This window comes from Alicyclobacillus hesperidum subsp. aegles (genome assembly GCF_027923525.1).
GTDB classification, from domain to species: domain Bacteria; phylum Bacillota; class Bacilli; order Alicyclobacillales; family Alicyclobacillaceae; genus Alicyclobacillus; species Alicyclobacillus aegles.
Genome location: NZ_BSBJ01000001.1, coordinates 57145 through 74115 on the forward strand (window position 1 = coordinate 57145; position 16971 = coordinate 74115).

At 55.6% G+C, this 16971-nt stretch carries 20 protein-coding genes; 15 read left to right on the forward strand and 5 right to left on the reverse strand.

The window, feature by feature from the left end; all coding sequences use genetic code 11:
• Positions 1–7: 7 nt before the first annotated feature.
• On the reverse strand, positions 8–667 hold the full coding sequence (locus QMF38_RS00300; RefSeq protein ID WP_281758214.1) for an SGNH/GDSL hydrolase family protein: 660 nt from the start codon (positions 665–667) through the stop codon (positions 8–10).
• A 146-nt stretch (positions 668–813) separates the two neighbouring features.
• On the opposite strand from QMF38_RS00300, the gene QMF38_RS00305 reads away from it, so the two are divergent.
• On the forward strand, positions 814–2001 hold the full coding sequence (locus tag QMF38_RS00305; RefSeq protein ID WP_058094151.1) for a hypothetical protein: 1188 nt from the start codon (positions 814–816) through the stop codon (positions 1999–2001).
• A gap of 154 nt (positions 2002–2155) precedes the next feature.
• On the forward strand, positions 2156–2713 hold the full coding sequence (gene folE / locus QMF38_RS00310; RefSeq protein WP_218129480.1) for a GTP cyclohydrolase I FolE: 558 nt from the start codon (positions 2156–2158) through the stop codon (positions 2711–2713).
• 9 nt (positions 2714–2722) lie between these two features.
• Here folE and iadA read toward each other — a convergent pair whose 3' ends face one another.
• Positions 2723–4057 (reverse strand): beta-aspartyl-peptidase, encoded by a 1335-nt coding sequence (gene iadA / locus QMF38_RS00315; protein ID WP_281758216.1) that lies wholly within the window; start codon positions 4055–4057, stop codon positions 2723–2725.
• Between the two features lie 182 nt (positions 4058–4239).
• Positions 4240–4851 carry a superoxide dismutase gene (locus tag QMF38_RS00320; RefSeq protein ID WP_006447391.1) on the reverse strand — a complete coding sequence of 204 codons (612 nt, stop codon included), beginning with the start codon at positions 4849–4851 and terminating at the stop codon, positions 4240–4242.
• A 171-nt stretch (positions 4852–5022) separates the two neighbouring features.
• Between QMF38_RS00320 and fabI the strand changes: the two genes are divergently transcribed.
• Positions 5023–5799: an enoyl-ACP reductase FabI gene (gene fabI, locus QMF38_RS00325; RefSeq protein WP_281758219.1), complete on the forward strand. Its 777-nt coding sequence runs from the start codon at positions 5023–5025 to the stop codon at positions 5797–5799.
• Between the two features lie 75 nt (positions 5800–5874).
• On the opposite strand, the gene QMF38_RS00330 is transcribed toward fabI, so the two are convergent.
• A complete protein-coding gene (locus tag QMF38_RS00330) occupies positions 5875–6936 on the reverse strand; it encodes a quinone-dependent dihydroorotate dehydrogenase (RefSeq protein WP_281758221.1) in 1062 nt (353 codons plus the stop codon).
• A 130-nt stretch (positions 6937–7066) separates the two neighbouring features.
• Here QMF38_RS00330 and QMF38_RS00335 point away from each other — a divergent pair, with 130 nt between their 5' ends.
• The 12 genes from QMF38_RS00335 to QMF38_RS00390 all read left to right on the forward strand — a co-directional run bounded on the left by QMF38_RS00335 (position 7067) and on the right by QMF38_RS00390 (position 16650).
• A complete protein-coding gene (locus tag QMF38_RS00335) occupies positions 7067–7615 on the forward strand; it encodes a sigma-70 family RNA polymerase sigma factor (protein ID WP_281758223.1) in 549 nt (182 codons plus the stop codon).
• Positions 7612–8601, forward strand: a complete 990-nt coding sequence (locus tag QMF38_RS00340) for a hypothetical protein (protein WP_281758225.1) — start codon at positions 7612–7614, stop codon at positions 8599–8601. The genes QMF38_RS00335 and QMF38_RS00340 overlap by 4 nt, the downstream gene beginning before the upstream one ends.
• Before the next feature lie 15 nt (positions 8602–8616).
• Positions 8617–8883 (forward strand): hypothetical protein, encoded by a 267-nt coding sequence (locus QMF38_RS00345; protein ID WP_058094146.1) that lies wholly within the window; start codon positions 8617–8619, stop codon positions 8881–8883.
• 115 nt (positions 8884–8998) lie between these two features.
• Positions 8999–10111, forward strand: coding sequence for an alanine dehydrogenase (ald, locus tag QMF38_RS00350; protein ID WP_281758227.1), 1113 nt, complete (start codon positions 8999–9001; stop codon positions 10109–10111).
• 42 nt (positions 10112–10153) lie between these two features.
• Positions 10154–10462 carry a metal-sulfur cluster assembly factor gene (locus QMF38_RS00355; protein ID WP_006447383.1) on the forward strand — a complete coding sequence of 103 codons (309 nt, stop codon included), beginning with the start codon at positions 10154–10156 and terminating at the stop codon, positions 10460–10462.
• Positions 10463–10657: 195 nt separating this feature from the next.
• Positions 10658–11443 (forward strand): Fe-S cluster assembly ATPase SufC, encoded by a 786-nt coding sequence (gene sufC, locus QMF38_RS00360; RefSeq protein WP_058094143.1) that lies wholly within the window; start codon positions 10658–10660, stop codon positions 11441–11443.
• 13 nt (positions 11444–11456) lie between these two features.
• Positions 11457–12734 (forward strand): SufB/SufD family protein, encoded by a 1278-nt coding sequence (locus QMF38_RS00365; RefSeq protein ID WP_281758231.1) that lies wholly within the window; start codon positions 11457–11459, stop codon positions 12732–12734.
• Positions 12731–13963, forward strand: a complete 1233-nt coding sequence (locus QMF38_RS00370; RefSeq protein ID WP_281758233.1) for a cysteine desulfurase — start codon at positions 12731–12733, stop codon at positions 13961–13963. Before QMF38_RS00365 ends, QMF38_RS00370 begins: the two co-directional genes overlap by 4 nt.
• Positions 13950–14393, forward strand: coding sequence for a Fe-S cluster assembly sulfur transfer protein SufU (gene sufU / locus QMF38_RS00375; RefSeq protein WP_281758234.1), 444 nt, complete (start codon positions 13950–13952; stop codon positions 14391–14393). The genes QMF38_RS00370 and sufU overlap by 14 nt, the downstream gene beginning before the upstream one ends.
• A gap of 58 nt (positions 14394–14451) precedes the next feature.
• Positions 14452–15849 carry a Fe-S cluster assembly protein SufB gene (sufB, locus tag QMF38_RS00380; protein WP_006447378.1) on the forward strand — a complete coding sequence of 466 codons (1398 nt, stop codon included), beginning with the start codon at positions 14452–14454 and terminating at the stop codon, positions 15847–15849.
• Complete coding sequence (locus QMF38_RS00385) at positions 15849–16160, forward strand: non-heme iron oxygenase ferredoxin subunit (RefSeq protein WP_040289801.1); 312 nt, start codon at positions 15849–15851, stop codon at positions 16158–16160. Before sufB ends, QMF38_RS00385 begins: the two co-directional genes overlap by 1 nt.
• A 55-nt stretch (positions 16161–16215) precedes the next feature.
• The gene (locus tag QMF38_RS00390) at positions 16216–16650 is read left to right on the forward strand and encodes an RrF2 family transcriptional regulator (RefSeq protein ID WP_040289800.1); all 435 of its coding nucleotides are present in this window, start codon (positions 16216–16218) and stop codon (positions 16648–16650) included.
• 33 nt (positions 16651–16683) lie between these two features.
• Here QMF38_RS00390 and QMF38_RS00395 read toward each other — a convergent pair whose 3' ends face one another.
• Positions 16684–16965, reverse strand: coding sequence for a hypothetical protein (locus tag QMF38_RS00395; protein ID WP_040289799.1), 282 nt, complete (start codon positions 16963–16965; stop codon positions 16684–16686).
• Positions 16966–16971 lie beyond the last annotated feature (6 nt).

The following is a 16971-nucleotide window of genomic DNA, read 5'->3' on the forward strand; positions in this document are numbered from 1 at the left end:
GCCTATGTCAGTGCGCAACGATTGGTGCCAGCATGCGATAAAGGCCCTCTGCCACCACTCGATGCCCCCTGTCGTTCGGGTGAACCGGGGCGGGGCCCCGCAGGGCATCCGCGATCGTGCCTGTGCGGTAGTTGCGAATCAATTCGCTTTGGCGGCCGGCAAACCAGTCCGCAACCGGCGCGAGCGTAGCTCCGGTCGCGGCCGTGACAGAGCGGATGGCTTCATTCAAAGTGGCAACCGCCTCGCCCGCCAATGGACTGTTTGGAAAGGGGTTGTATTGTGTGCAGACGATCACGACGTGCCTCCTATCCGCCCGTGCGAAGCGCACAATGTCTGTCAAATTCCGTTTGTAACGCAAGACGAGCGGAGCGATGGGCAACGATTTGCGACCGCTTGCCAACGTGGTCAAGGCCGCTTGTGCGAGATCGTCTCCACCAATCCAAACCGTGACCGCGCGGGCATGGGTCAGTGGCAGGTTACCTGCGGCACCGAGTGCAGAGAGCAAATCTGTACTTGTCCAACCTGGTTCTGCGAGAATGGCGTCGCAACACGAGCGCGATCGGAGATGTGATTGAAGCAGTGCCGTCAACACGCTGGGGTACGCGCGGGATGGAGTCGATGCGCCTTCGCCATATGTGATGGAGTCGCCGAGACTAACCAAATGCATTGTTCATCACCTCTTTATGACAAGCCACAAGCCCACACCCCTGCCGCATAGAATGGAGCGAAGTGTGTGCATATCGATAAGAAATGCAAAATGCAGCGCGGACGAGTGGGTGTATATCCAACGCAAGTGGGAGAGGGGATTGCGTCATGACAGTGAGCGCGAGTCACGTTTACCTATATGCCGCAACGACAGGGGATTTAGTGAAGTGCTATGCGGCCGCAGACATTGCGGGCATTCCGTATGCGAACTGCACGGGCAACTTTCAAACGGCATGGAAGATGGCAGCCAACGCCTCGACCTTGGTCATTGCGGTAGGAGGGGCTGCTCTTTATTCTCTTTACTATAATCCTTGTGATTGGTCGAACCCGGCGGCCATGGCCGGGGGGCACACGCCGTTTGAACTTGAACCAAGCGGCCGGGGCATTGCCGAGGCGCGGGCTAACTACGTGGTGAATGCGGCTGGTTATACAAGTCTTGACAGTCTGACGCTCGCGGTTATGTTGGCATACTACGCGGTTCACGGCACGTTTCCGCGCGGTTACAAGGCGATGCCGCAGCAAGAGGTGCCACAGAGCGTCTGCGTGCGGGGGGCCTCGCCGAGCGTTGCAACGGTTTCTGTGAAGACGACGTCCGTTGACCCTACCTCCAAGGTGACGGCTCCATCGGTGGGGGTTTATGCGTCGTTTACGACGGAAGCCGAAGTCATGACCGCCTTGCAACAGGCGTGGCCAGGCATCGCGGTGACGGCAGCCCTGGGCACGCAGGCAAGTCCCTATACACACGTCGTGGCAAACGAGCCGGATGTGCTTGTCGCGAAGGCTTTAGAGGCATCCGCTTCAAATGCGTGGTGGTTGTCGTTTTGGACGGTGAGTTGGCCGCAATCCGGCACGACGTACTATCAGGCAGGGTACGATGGCGGCGTGTACGCTGCGCAGCAAATCGCAAAATATCCAGGTTCGCGACGACCTAACTTTGTGATTTTGGATCCGGAAGGATACAATAGTCCTGCGACAACGGCCGCCGATTTTCAATCGTTCATCAATGGTTTTGCGGCGGGTGTCCACAGCGTCAATAGCGAATTGCAGGCCGCATTCTATGCCAACCAGTGGCAGTATTCGACCTATCAACTCGCCAAGCTGGATCTTCCGGCATTTATTGCAATTGCGCCAATCGCTGGCAATAAGCCGGAGGTGTCGGGAGCGAATATTAAAGGCTACATTGCATATTACGCAAGTTGTCCGGCAGCTTCCTATATCGCACAGGTTAAGCTGTGGGGCGGATTGTATAACACTGTTCAATTTCCGGACAGTGGTGTAGACTGTTCGCCAGTCTAATCGTAACGAAGCTGCGGCCGTTCGGCATGTCCTCGACGAAGCTGCGGCCGCAGATGCAGGGATCGGACAGGGAGGTAACGTAGTGGCAACGTCTCATGTTGACACCAATGACAAGCAGGAGGCGGTTTTCGCGTTGGACAAGCCTAGGATCGATATGGCTCGCATCGAACAGGCCGTACGCACCATCTTGGAAGCGGTCGGAGAAGATCCGGATCGGGAAGGCCTGATCGATACGCCAGCCCGCGTCGCACGCATGTACGCGGAAATTTTCGCAGGGTTGCACCAGGATCCGAGAGAAGAGTTGAGTGCGCGCTTTCATGTGGAACACGGAGAAATGGTATTGGTGCGGGACATTCCGTTCTACTCGATGTGCGAACATCATCTTCTCCCGTTTTTCGGAACGGCACACGTCGCTTATTTGCCGCATGCAAACGTCGTGACGGGTCTATCGAAGCTGGCCCGCCTTGTCGACGTCGTCGCGAAACGGCCACAGGTGCAAGAGCGGATGACAAATGAGATTGCGGATGTATTGGTATCCGAGTTACAGGCCGAAGGCGTGTTGGTCGTCGTCGATGCAGAACACCTGTGCATGAACATGCGCGGTATACGCAAACCGGGCAGCCGTACCATGACGTTGGCCGCCCGCGGTCGCTATGAGGAAGATGTGCGTATGCGTGAAGAGGTTTTACAAATGATTCGCTACCATGGCTGAGCGCGAGCCTCAGCAGCAGTAATGGCGGCGACGGGATTGCTGTTGCCGTTCATCGCGATCAGGGAACGCGTCATCGTCTTCGCGAGATGGGTCAATCATCGGGCGATCGCGCCGGTCGTCCCGTGTACCCGCTTGCTTGCGCGAGTCAGGTGATCCAGGTACGCGCGACGCGTCTTCGAATGTGCCAAAGACCGTTGGTTTGCCGTCCTCGACGACGGATTTTCCTTTTGCAAACACCCGCTCAATCTGCAACTTGTCATCGCAGATGATTAAATCCGCGTCACAACCCGACTGGATCTTCCCTTTATGGCGGAGTTTGAGGACGCGTGCGACGTTGCGCGTGACGAACGAAATGGCTTGCGCCACCGGCATTCCTTCCTCGCGAATCAAGTCCGCCGTCTCTTCCCAGAGCGTTGCCACACTACCAATGCCCATCGCCACAAGTCGTCCTTGTTCATCGAAAATAGGGGACGAGCCGTTGCTGTCCGAACTCATCGTGATATAGGCCTCGTGAATACCGGCATCGAGCAACTTGACAATGGCCTTCGACGGCTTGACGGAGATATGGTCGTGATCGTCCGGACGAATGCCCGACGTGACGTCGCAAAGGCCGCCAGCTTTGCCCCATTCGATGGCTGCCTCTAAAAGGCCGGGATTGCGGTTGAGGTGCGTCGGAACGAAGACCGTACGTGGCAGTTGCGTACGCTTTGCAACGCGGTGCAGGAGATCCAGGTGGTCGTTGTCGTCGCCCAGGTGGAAATGTACGACGCCAGCTTTGCCGGAAAGCAGGCCACCGACATGAGCCTCAGATACCAACTCAGCGATCTCGTGTTCGTCAGGGTGACTCGATCTGGAGTCCGAGATGGCGATCTCGCCGACTCCTACGACTTTATCGATGAGTACGATGTCTGAACGGGGTGTGCCCGTGATGGTGCGTGTCGGAACTTGATAGGCTCCACAGTAGATGTACGTTGTAATACCCTCAAAATCAAGGCCATTCGCTTTCGCAAGAAGTTCTTTCGTACTCCTAGTCACGCCGTCGGTGCCAAGGACGCCTACGGCCGTGGTTACGCCGGCAACGGTCAAGTGGGAGAGGGAAATCTCTGGCGTGCGATAGTGAAACCCGCCTTCCCCGCCACCTCCTGCCATGTGCACGTGCTGATCGATAAGGCCAGGAAAGACGTATTTTCCATCGAGATCGATCACGTCGACATCGACGCTCCCATGTAGCGAAATGTCGCGGCCAATGGCGAGGATGTGGCGATCGCCAAGCAAAATGTCCTGTACGCCTAATTCCTTGGGAGCGAAAATGCGTGCATTGCGAAGAATGGTCAATACGCTCATGGATGAATCCTCCTACGGGGGGAACTGTCTGACTTTTGAAGACCAGGGTTACGAACCCCATACCGCAGATAGTGTTCCCGTTTCCGAATGTCCCATGAGCCACCAAATGTCCATGTTTATGCAACAACAGCCACTGTCCGCTAAGGGCAGTGGCTGTTGTCACAATGTATATGGCAAGGCAATTAAGAAAGTGCGGCTTCGTAATTCTTGTTGGCTTGATCCCAGTTGACGACGTTCCAGAATGCAGCGATATAGTCTGGGCGCTTGTTTTGGTACTTGAGGTAGTACGCATGCTCCCAAACATCGAGGCCGAGAACCGGCTTCTTGCCTTCCATGAGCGGGTTGTCCTGGTTCGCTGTGCTCATGATGGCCAATTTGCCATTGTCGACCACCAACCAAGCCCAACCGCTGCCGAAACGGCCAGCCGCTGCAGCCGCGAACTGTTGCTTGAACGCGTCAAAGCTGCCAAACGTTTGGCGGATGGCATCGCCGAGTTTGCCGGTTGGTTCGCCGCCGCCATTGGGGGAAAGAAGTTGCCAGAACATGCTGTGATTCGCATGGCCACCGCCGTTGTTGCGGACAGCCGTGCGAATATCTTCTGGCACAGCGTCGAGATTGCTAATGAGTTGCTCAACCGTTTTCGATTCCAGATCCGCGTGACCTTCGATAGCCTTGTTGACGTTTGTCACATACGTACCATGGTGACGGTCATGGTGGATCTCCATCGTCAGAGCATCGATGTGCGGTTCAAGCGCATCGAAAGCGTACGGCAAAGGTGGGAGTTGATATGCCATTGCGCAAACCTCCTTAAAAGTCAGATCAAAATCCACTAGTATTGTAGCGCAGAAGCTTGGCAATTTCCAAATTTCCAGTGAGCCGAGCGAGAAAATCCGTGTTCGGCTGTTTACCGTTGTCCTCGTAGATGGTATACATGGAGGAAGATTTGTAGTGAAAGGAAGATCCGTTTGACTTTGTTGGCAGGAAAGACAGTCGTGATCATGGGCGTTGCCAATCGCCGTAGCATTGCTTGGGCGGTGGCGGAGTCCGCGCGACGCCTGGGCGCGCATCTGATATTTACATATCGTAGCGAAAGGGCTGGCGAACAGTTGCAAAAACTGTGTGCCGACGCGTTCCCAGATATGGAGCCGCATATTGTCCAATGCGATGTCAACGACGATGTGTCCATCGAGCAGGCGTTCACCGAGATCGGGCGCTACACGGATCGCATCGACGGCTTGGTGCACTCCATTGCGCATGCGCGCGTTGAAGATTTGCAAGGCGAGTTTGTACAGACGTCGCGCGACGGTTTTTGGTTTGCGCACAGCACTAGTGCGTATTCGCTGGTCGCGGTCAGCCGCGCAGCCCGCCCCTTGCTTAAAGAAGGCAGCAGCATCGTGACGATGAGCTACCTCGGGGCGGAGCGGGCAGTTCCCAACTATAACGTGATGGGTGTGGCCAAAGCGGCGCTCGAGTCCGCGGTGCGTTACCTGGCTGCGGATCTTGGTCCTCTTGGCATTCGCGTAAACGCCATTTCCGCAGGTCCCATTCGCACACTTGCGGCCAAAGGCGTGCGCGGCTTTAACGACGTTCTCCACGCCGTCGAAGAGCGTTCGCCGCTTAAGCGCAACGTGACCGCCGAAGAGGTCGGCGACGCAACGGCGTTTCTCGTGAGCGATTTAAGCAAAGGCATCACCGGGGAAGTCATTCATGTCGATGGAGGATACCACACGGTGGGCTTTTAATCGGTTCGGGCCTGCCATACATGTTTTCTGGCCGCAGCGCTTCGCTGCGGCCTATGGCTTGCACTTGCTCTACAATCAAAGATCTGCACCAATGGCCTCCTGAATGTGCTGAAAGCCGTCCGCCTCCAACAACTTGTCCAGTCCTTCTGCGATTTCCCGAACGACTTGCGGACCGCGATAAATAAATGAGGTGTAAATTTGCACAAGGCTGGCGCCAGCTCGAATCTTGGCGTAGGCATCGGCGGCTGTGAAAACGCCGCCGCAACCTATAATTGGTAGTTTTCGTGCGACAGCTCCAGCGAGCAAGCGAACGACGGCGGTCGAGCGATCCGCAAGAGGTTTGCCACTGAGGCCGCCTCCTTCGCTCCGCTCCTTGCTCCTGAGGCCCGTTCGTTCGATAGTGGTGTTTGTGGCAATGAGGCCGAGGTTTGACGCATATGGCGAACTGGCCAAGGCCTGTCCAATCGCGATCACGCTTTCATCGGCGAGATCGGGTGAAATTTTCACAAAGACAGGCAGATTGTGGCTTGCCCGGACAGGCTCAATGGCCGCAAGCAAATCGAGCAAGAATGAAACGCTTTGTAAGTCGCGCAATCCGGGGGTATTTGGCGAACTGATGTTGACGGCGATATAGTCCGCGACGTCCGCGACGGCCTTTAGTGCTTTCACGTAATCGGAAATGGCCTCGTCGTTAGGCGTGATTTTGTTCTTGCCGATATTCACGCCAATCGGACCGCGCCGCACTTGGTTGGCACGCAAGCGATTGGCAAGGTTCGCTGCACCCTGATTATTAAATCCCATGCGGTTGATCAACGCTTCGTCTGATTTTAAACGAAATAACCTAGGTTTTTCGTTGCCGGGTTGGGGCAGGGGTGTCACCGTTCCTACTTCGAGAAAAGAAAAGCCGCATTGAAACAGGCCGTCCACGGCAATGGCGTCTTTGTCCAGGCCTGCTGCAAGCCCAATCGGGTGGGCGAAGGAAAGGCCCAGCACTTCCTGAGCAAGGCGCGGCGAAGGTAGCCAGTGAGATGCGGCCAGCTTCGCAAGCGCAGGGTGCTTGGCGAGTTGGTCGAGCACAAGGTGATGGGCCTGTTCCGCTGTCAGCCGAAACAAAAGGAAACGCGCAAGCGGGTACATAACGTCCTCCGATCATAGTCGAGTCTGTTGGCAAGTGTAGCACGTTTTACCGAACAATCAACCGCGTGTCACATCCTGCACCGTTGCCTCGTCAAATGAGGTAGGGAAGTGGCGTTGAAGGGGTATGAACATGAGAAAGATGCGTCAACGGAGCTCGGCGGAACTGCCCGCTGCGGCGTTGCTCGAGCAGTGGATGGACGCATACGGTCAAGACGTTGTTCGCCTTGCATATTCCTATGTTCACAACTATCACAAGGCGGAAGACATCGCGCAGGACGTGTTTTTGCGCGCTTGGCAGAATTGTGCAAGTTTTCAAGGGCAAAGTTCCATCAAAACGTGGTTGCTGGCCATTACAGCAAATCGAGCCAAGGACGTGTTGCGTTCGTGGAGCGTTCGCCATGAATTGATGGACGATGGCGAATTGTTGACGAGCCTACCCGTTACTCATGACACGGCGCGCATCGTCGAGCAGCGATTGGAGCGCGACGAGGTTTGGCGGGCGGTACGTAGCTTGCCGGAGATGTACCGCGAAGTCGTCGAACTGTACTACGGAAACGACCTGTCGAGTGCCGAGATCGCTTCCGTGCTTGGAATTACGGACCAAACAGTGCGTACCCGGTTGCACCGCGGTCGCCTTCTGTTACAAAAGGCGCTCATAGGGGAGGGAGAAGGGCGATGAACGAGGATGACAACGAGTTGCGCGAAAGAATGAAGGGACGCGCTGATGTGCCGTTTCGTCCCGAGCTCAAGGACAGCATTCTGGCCGCTGTCAGGGCACAACAGTCAAGCAGGAGAACGCGCAGGCCGCAATGGGCAGTTTTCGGCACAGTCGGCGCTCTTGCCGCATGCGTTGCCATCGCGCTGACGTTCACCTTGACGGCACCTATGTCGAAAAAGGCACAACCAGCGCATCAGCAAACGCTTATGCACGCTACTGCGGCCGCCGCATACCCTCTCGCCAAAGCGCCGATTGCAATTACCGATGTCCACATTGGAACGCTGCCTGGGGAGCCGAAAAATTCTTGCGTGATCGCGACGTTGAAAAATGTATCGGAACATCCGATACTCGAACCACAAGTATTTGGCGTGCTTTCGTTTACGCCGCAAGGGACGCGTACCGAAAACTGGCTGACATTCGTCAACGCACCCAGTGCGGCGATGATGCCTGGGCAGACCGTGGAGTGGGGATTTCACCCGTCAGGGCCGCATGCCAACGGTTCAGCGGCACTTGCGGAAACGCCTCACTTGGTGTTCTATTTAGCTCACACGGTGGCGCCGAATCAGGCAGATACCATTTGGCAGAAAAGCTCGCTCACTGTGACCAACGTGCAGTTGACGCCGCGCCCGACGGTTCCGGGCGCCAACTGGCAGTCTGTGCAGGTGAATGCAACCTTGTGGAATTCTACGAATGTGCCGATTAACTTGCGCCAAACGCGCGCTGTCATCTGGTTTTCGAAGAAGGCCGACGAGAGCTTTTTGGCGGCAGATAGCATTCGCTTCTTGTTCCACATGACACCTGAGATTCCAGGGGAAAGCTGGCCTTCGGTCGTTGAGCCGGGTCAACATATTCAGGTCGCTTTTCGCGTGTTGTCGACCAATCAGTCTGACTTTTTCAGCCGCACACCACACGTCTTGGCGGTTGAAGCGCCGCTTGTACAGTCCTAGTTGAGGTGACTCTCTGTGACTACGCGTTTTTCGATCTCCGAGCTGGCGGAGATGTTGCATGTGCCGGTCTCGTACATTCGTCAGGCTGTCGATGCCTTGGCAAACGATCTGACCGGTGAATCGTTTGTGTTTCAGGATCGCAACTGGCGCATTGGCCCAAGTGACGTCAAGCGCATCCAAGAGTGGATTGTCGAGCATCAGGACGAGTTGGCAGAAGCGTCGCGACCGCGCCACCGCAGGGTCCGATCGCGCCGGGTCGCCACCTCTGATCAGGACGACTAAGCCTACCTTCGTTGCGTTTGTCGATGGAGGTCAGTACACTGGGATCGTAAGACGAGGAGAATCAGGCTCGGCTGCTTGTTGTACAGGCTGTTCGCGGCCAAGGGGAGAAACGCACGTGATTATTGGCATACCGAAAGAAATCAAGGACAACGAAAACCGCGTTGCCATTACGCCAGCTGCGGGACATGCTCTCGTGGCGGCCGGGCACGATGTTCGGATCGAGGCGGGAGCTGGCCTTGGCAGTGGGTTTGAAGACGCGGATTATGTAGCTGCGGGCGTAACGATAGTACCCGACGCAGAGACCGTGTGGAAGACCTCGCAAATGATCATGAAGGTGAAAGAACCGCAACCGGTTGAATATGCATACTTCCGGTCCGACTTGGTGCTGTTCACGTACTTGCACCTGGCGCCCGAACCGGAGTTGACGAAGGCATTGATGGATGCCGGTGTCACGGCTATCGCCTACGAAACGGTTCAATTGGCGGATCGCTCGCTGCCTTTGCTCACGCCGATGTCGGAAGTCGCCGGCCGGATGTCGATTCAAATTGGTGCGCATTTTCTGGAGAAGGCTCATGGCGGACGTGGCGTATTGCTCGGCGGTGTGCCCGGGGTACCGCCTGCCCGCGTCGTGATCGTCGGTGGTGGCATTGTCGGCACCAATGCGGCGCGCGTAGCAGTTGGGATGGGTGCGGACGTGACGTTGTTCGACAACAATCCGGCCCGTTTGCGCGAGTTGGATGACTTGTTCGCGGGGCGCGTGCGCACGGTGATGTCCAACCCCTACAATTTGCGTGAACACATCGCGGGTGCGGATTTACTTGTAGGTGCAGTGCTGATTCCCGGTGCTCGGGCGCCAAAGATCGTCACAGACGAAATGGTGCAACAGATGAATCGCGGTGGTGTTGTCGTAGACGTCGCCATCGACCAGGGCGGATCGATCGCGACGATTGATCGCATCACGACGCATAGCAATCCGGTCTTCGAAAAGTATGGTGTGTTGCATTATGCGGTCGCCAACATTCCGGGAGCGGTACCGCGGACGTCGACGCTCGCCCTGACGAATGCGACGGCTCCGTACGCGTTGCGCTTGGCCGCAGGTACAGAGGCCGCCTTGCGGATGGACCCGGCCTTGGCGCGCGGCGTGAATGTGTATAAGGGCCGTGTGACATATCAGGCGGTCGCAGACGCTCTACAGCTCTCGTACACGCCAATCGATAGTTTGCTGTAAAGTCGCGCTCTAGAGGCGACGGAAGACGAGAGGAGGGGCAGCATGGTCACTGAGGAAGTTGTTCGCAACATGTTAATGGATGTTCTGGATCCGGAAATCCAGATTGATATTGTCAATCTCGGCATGGTATATGGCATCGACATCCTGGAAGGCGGCAAAAAAATCAAGGTGACAGTAACATTGACGACAATGGGTTGCCCACTGTTTGACGATATCAAGGAAGAGATTATAGAGAAACTCTCGCTTCTTGAAGGTGTTGAACAGGTGGAAGTCGAATTGACGTTTGATCCGCCTTGGGACAAGGAAATGATGTCGGAAGAGGCCAAATTGGTTTTTAAGTACCTGTTTTGATTGACTCTGTGCAAGTTTGGTTTTGGAGGATCAAAAAGCCGGACGGTAGGGGCTTGTTGCCGCCCGGCTTTTCCATGGGAAGTTTTCGTGTTCCCTTGCATTTTCACGCCTTTGTGCTACCCTTGTGAGAGAAAGATGACTTTTACAGTCAACATTCGCGCATCATTCTATAGATGAACAGTGAGGTTGGTCTAGGTGGGGAAGCCTGATTTTCGCGTACAGAACCTGCATGTCAGTGTCGAAGGCAAAGAGATTCTCAAGGGCCTGAATCTACATATTCGCGGCGGTGAAATCCACGCGATTATGGGGCCAAACGGAACGGGCAAAAGCACGTTGGCATCATCTTTGATGGGGCATCCGCACTATGAAGTGACGGCTGGCGAAGTCGTGCTCGACGGCGAAGATGTGCTCGCGATGTCGACGGATGAAAGGGCTCGTGCAGGTCTGTTTTTGGCCATGCAGTATCCAGCGGAAGTGCCTGGTGTTTCGAATGCAAATTTTATTCGCCAAGCATTGAATGCGCGCCGCGGAGAGGGCAATGAATTGCCGGTACTCCAGTTCCATCGGAAGCTTCAAGAAAAGATGAAGGCTTTAAATATTGACGCGTCGTTTGCAGAGCGCTATCTAAACGAAGGCTTTTCCGGTGGCGAGAAGAAGCGCAACGAAATTTTGCAGATGTCCATGCTCGAGCCGCGGATCGCCATTTTGGACGAGATTGACTCCGGCCTGGACATTGACGCACTGAAGATTGTGGCCAATGGCGTCAATCAACTGCGCTCGGACAACATCGGCTTTTTGATCATCACGCACTATCAGCGTTTGCTGAACTATATTGTTCCGGATCATGTGCACGTCATGATGCAAGGGCGTATCGTCCGTTCAGGAGATGCCAAGTTGGCTGAAGAGCTTGAAGCGAAGGGTTATGATTGGCTGAAAAAAGAACTTGGTATCGAAGACGAGACCGTCGAGGTCGAAGCGTAAGGGGGGACGCGGGATGAGCGAAGTCAATACGGCTGTCAGCCATGTTCACCGCGTCGCTCAAGCATTGGGCGAACCTTCGTCGCTGCTGGCGCTAAGGGAAGCGGCTTGGCGGACGTTTCAGGAACTGCCGCAGCCCTATGTTGAAAAAACAGACCTGCGCAAATTGACGTGGGAGACCGGGACATTCTCGGAACAAGTCGGCAAAGTTCCCGCTGAAGTGCAAGCGTACATCGACCGTCTGCAACATTCGTATGCCCTGTTTGTCGACGGATTGCCTATCGACCTTCGCTTGACTGAGGAAGCGAAGGCGGCAGGCGTAACATATTGCACCATTCACGAGGCACCCGAAAAGGCGGAAGCACTTTGGAAGGCGAATTTCGGAACCGTCGTGACAGCAAATGAAAACAAGTGGACGGCGCTTAATCAGGCGTTGTTTGCCGGTGGCGTTTTCTTGTACGCCCCTAAAGGGACGCACATTGATGCGCCGTTTGAGACGATTTATGTATGGACTGGCGGCGAATCTGGGGCTTATTCGCGCAGCCTCGTGGTTGCAGCAGAATTGGCCGATATCCAGTATGCGGAGACGGTATTTGCCGCAACGACAGGTGCAAAGGTGGTCAACAGCCATGTGCTGGAGATTGTCGCGCTGGCGGATAGTCGAGTACGGGTTTCCACGGCGGACGCATTTCATCGCGGGCCCACACACTTTGTAACCCGTCGTGCACGCGTTGGCAAGGATGCGCACGTCTTATGGACAGTCGCGGACACAAGTGACGGCCTCTGCGTGGAGCTGGTGGAAAACGAGTTGACCGGGGCGGGGGCGAAAGGTCTCGCTCGCGTCGTTGGGCTTGGACACGGGCGTGCACACGTCGAATTGACGGCGAGCATGCGGCATGTGGGACGGCATACGGAGAGCGAGATCGTCATGCACGGAGCTTTGCGCGACAAGGCGAACACGATTTTCCGTAGCCGCACGGAAATCGTCAAGGGCGCTGTCGGTGCAGGCAGTGAGCAGCATGATCGGATGATCATGATTGACGGTACGGCGCGTGCGGACGCCATTCCGATGTTACTCATTGATGAAAACGACGTGCAGCGCTGCGGGCATGCTGCGAGCGTCGGCAAAATCGATCCGACACAGGTCTATTACCTGATGTCACGTGGTATTCCCAAGTCCATCGCGGTGCAAATGATCATCTGGGGCTATCTGCACGATACGGTCGAGGCACTCGCGAGCGACCCGATGCGGGAGTTGGTTGTGGCGCGTATAGAAAGGGAGCTTAGCCGATGAACCCGCTTGCGATTCGGGAGGACTTCCCGATTTTTCAAGAGAAAATTAACGGCCATCCGCTGGTTTATCTGGATAATGCGGCGACGTCGCAAAAGCCGCGCCAGGTCCTTGATGTACTCCGGCGTTATTACGAGAGCGAGAATTCGAATGTCCACCGGGGGGTACACACCCTTGGCACGCGAGCCACAGAGGCGTATGAAGGAGCCCGCGAGAAGGTCGCGCGCTTCATCAATGCTCCGTCGCCGTACCAAGTCGTGTTCACCCGCGGGACGACAGAATCCATCAACATGGTGGCCCACGGCTACGCACGTGCTCACCTGCAGCCTGGTGACGAAATCGTACTGCCGCCGAGCGAGCACCACAGCAATTTGATCCCGTGGCAACAGGCGGCGCGTGCGACTGGAGCGACGCTTCGCTACCTGCCGTTACAGGAAGATGGAAGCATCCGTTTGGATGATGTAGAGGCGGCCGTGACGGACCGAACGAAAGTCGTCGCAATTGCGCATGTGTCAAACGTACTAGGAACGGTCAATCCGGTGCGTGAAATGGCTGCGATCGCGCATCGCCATGGCGCCGTGATCGTCGTCGATGGCGCGCAAAGCGTGCCGCATATGCCTACTGATGTACAGGATTTGGATTGTGATTTTCTGGCGTTTTCCGGTCACAAGATGCTGGGACCGACAGGCATCGGCGTCCTTTATGGGAAACCGTCGTTGCTCGCGGAAATGGAGCCGACGTACTTTGGTGGAGAGATGATTGACATCGTCGAGCTACACGAGTCGACTTGGAAAGAGGCGCCGTGGAAGTTCGAAGGCGGCACTCCCATCATCGCAGGTGCCATCGGTCTGGGCGCCGCGATCGACTACTTGAGCAACATCGGCATGGAGGAAATTGCGAAGCACGACGCGCACCTTGCTGATCTCACCGTTCAGCGTTTGGCGGAAATCGAGGGCGTCACGGTATACGGGCCAGGTCCAGGTAAACCCCGAGCGGGGCTTGTGACATTTAATCTGGACGGTGTGCATCCGCATGACGTGGCAACAGTGCTGGATGCTGCGGGCGTTGCTGTTCGCGCCGGCCATCACTGCGCTCAGCCGTTGATGCGCATCTTACATGTTGGAGCTACCGCCCGTGCGAGCTTTTATTTATATAACACAGAAGACGATGTCGATGCCTTTGTGGCAGCGTTGAAACAGGCGAAGGAGTTCTTTGGCCATGCAATTGGATGATTTGTATCGTCAGGTGATCATGGACCACTATCAGCATCCGCGCAACCAAGGCCAGCTTGCTGACGACGCGATCGCCGTCGATCTGCGCAACCCGAGCTGTGGTGATGAAATTCGCTTGCAGATGCTGGTGGAGGACGGCGTCGTGAAAGACGTGCGTTTTCGCGGCAGCGGATGCTCCATCTCGATGGCTTCGGCCTCAATGATGACGGATGCCATCAAAGGTAAGACGATTTCGGAAGCCTTGCATCTGGCTCAGACGTTCCGCGGCATGATGAAGGGCGAGCCGGCCGATCTCGATGAGTTGGGCGAATTAGAGTCGTTGCAAGGTGTATCCAAGTTCCCAGCTCGCATCAAGTGCGCGACGCTCGCGTGGCAGGCGCTTGAACGGGCGGCAGGATCAAGTGAAGTCGATGGCGAAGCCAAGGCGTGATTCACACATGTCCGATTTCCTAAAATCTGCATTCGTGATGTAAAAGGAGGACGTCCAGATGGCGAAACCTTTGCCGGATATGGAAGAGTACCAGTATGGCTTCCGAGACAAGGACGTTTCGGTCGTTAAGTTTGAAAAGGGACTGACGCGCAAGACGGTCGAAGAGATTTCGATGATGAAAAACGAGCCGGGGTGGATGACAGATTTTCGCCTTCGCTCGCTCGAGATTTTCTTGGAAAAGGGTATGCCGAAATGGGGCGGAGATCTCAGCGAACTCGATTTTGACGACATTACCTACTACGTGAAGCCATCGGAGAAAAAAGGGAAGACGTGGGAAGAGGTTCCTGAGGAGATCAAAAATACGTTTGATCGACTTGGTATTCCCGAGGCCGAGCAGAAGTTCTTGGCCGGTGTCTCCGCACAGTACGAGTCTGAGGTCGTCTACCACTCGATGCGCGAAGACCTGGAAAAGATGGGTGTCTTGTTCACCGATACAGATACGGCGTTGCGCGAGTATCCCGAGATCTTCAAGGAGTATTTCGGGACGGTCGTGCCGCCGGAAGACAACAAGTTTGCCGCGTTGAATAGCGCTGTATGGAGTGGGGGCAGCTTCATCTATGTGCCGAAGGGCGTGCGTTGTGAAGTGCCGCTGCAGGCGTACTTCCGCATCAACTCGGAGAACATGGGGCAGTTCGAACGCACCTTGATCATTGCCGATGAAGACAGCTTTGTGCATTACGTCGAAGGTTGCACGGCACCTGTGTACAGCACCAACTCGTTGCACAGTGCCGTCGTCGAAATCATTGTCAAAGATCGCGGGCGTTGCCGCTACACGACGATTCAGAACTGGGCTCCAAACATTTACAATCTGGTCACCAAGCGCGCGGTTGCATACCGCGATGCGACGATGGAATGGGTCGACGGCAACATCGGGTCGAAGCTGACCATGAAATATCCATCGGTGTATATGCAGGGCGAGGGTGCAAAGGCCATGGTCCTTTCCATCGCGGTGGCTGGTCGTGGGCAGCATCAGGACGCGGGCGCAAAAGTGGTGCATAATGCGCCGAATACAACGTCCACCATCGTTTCCAAGTCCATCAGCAAGCATGGTGGGAAGACCACCTATCGCGGTCTTGCAAGCTTTTCGCCAAGCGCTGTGGGTGCCAAGGCCAACATCAAGTGTGATACGCTGATCCTGGATGACAATTCGACGTCGGACACGATTCCGTACAACGAGATTATGAACGACGACGTCACACTGGAACACGAAGCGTCTGTGTCGAAGGTGAGCGAGGAGCAGTTGTTCTATTTGATGAGCCGCGGTATTTCTGAGGAGGATGCGACTCGCATGATTGTGATGGGCTTCATCGAACCGTTCACTCGTGAGTTGCCCATGGAGTACGCCGTCGAGATGAACCGTCTCATCAAGTTTGAAATGGAAGGTTCGATTGGTTAATGGCTTGGGTCAAGGCAGCAAAAGTGTCCGATCTCGCCGTTGGCGAGATGATGCAAGTTGCGTTTGACGACGAGGATGTCGCTTTGTATCACACGGAAGATGGATTTTTTGCGACGTCCGACGTCTGTACACACGCTGCACAATCGTTGTCTGCGGGCAAACTCGAAGGGCATATTGTCGCGTGTCCGCGACACGGTGGTAAGTTTGACGTTCGCACGGGACAGCCCACTGCTTTTCCGTGCGTGATTCCACTTGCAACATACGCGGTTGAGGTTCGAGGAGACGAGGTGTGGATCGACTACGAGGCCTAATGGCCTCCTGTCGATTCAGCGTCGATTCGCTCGGCCATGAGATAGGGGAGATTCGGTGAAAATTTCGAGCAGAACCGAGTATGGTTTGCGCGCGATGGTGGCCTTGGCGATGATGGCTGGCGTCGATCGGCCTGTTCCCTTGCGGGCGGTTGCCGAATCCGAATCGATACCTGAACCATTTTTAGATCAAATCATGGCAAAGCTGCGCAGGGCAAATTTAGTCACCAGCGTGCGTGGGGCCAATGGTGGGTACCATTTAAGCCGTCCGGCGGATGAAATTTCCGTTGGGGAGTTGGTGCGCGTTTTAGAAGGTTCATTGGCGCCTGTCGCATGTGTCGGCGAGGCAGATAGCTCCGAGTCGGCTTGTGATTTATTTGTCGGTTGCCATGCGCGCAATGTTTGGGTAAGAGTGACAAATGCCATCACTCGGGCGCTTGACGCCCTGACTTTAGCTGATGTTATGCACGACGAGGTGCCGCTTCATACTTGAGAAGCGGCACCTCGTCGCATATCATCTTCATCCTCAGTTGGTAAATCCGAGGTCCAGTTTGGGGAGCGATTGAATGTCTTCGACGGCTGTGTCTCGGGCGTGGCAAGCGTCCAAGTATTCGAGGTATACCCGCTTGATGGATGGGTGTTTGTGCAGGATGACCGGATCGACGAGCAAGTGGTGTTCATTTGCGTCGTATGAGATATGCAGGCTTGGATTGTAGCCGCAATCGCGCATTTCGTTGAGCAACGCCGCCAGTGCGTCTTTCACCCGAAAGTGGGCGTTTGACCACGAATCTGAGCGGTAAGTTTCCATAATATG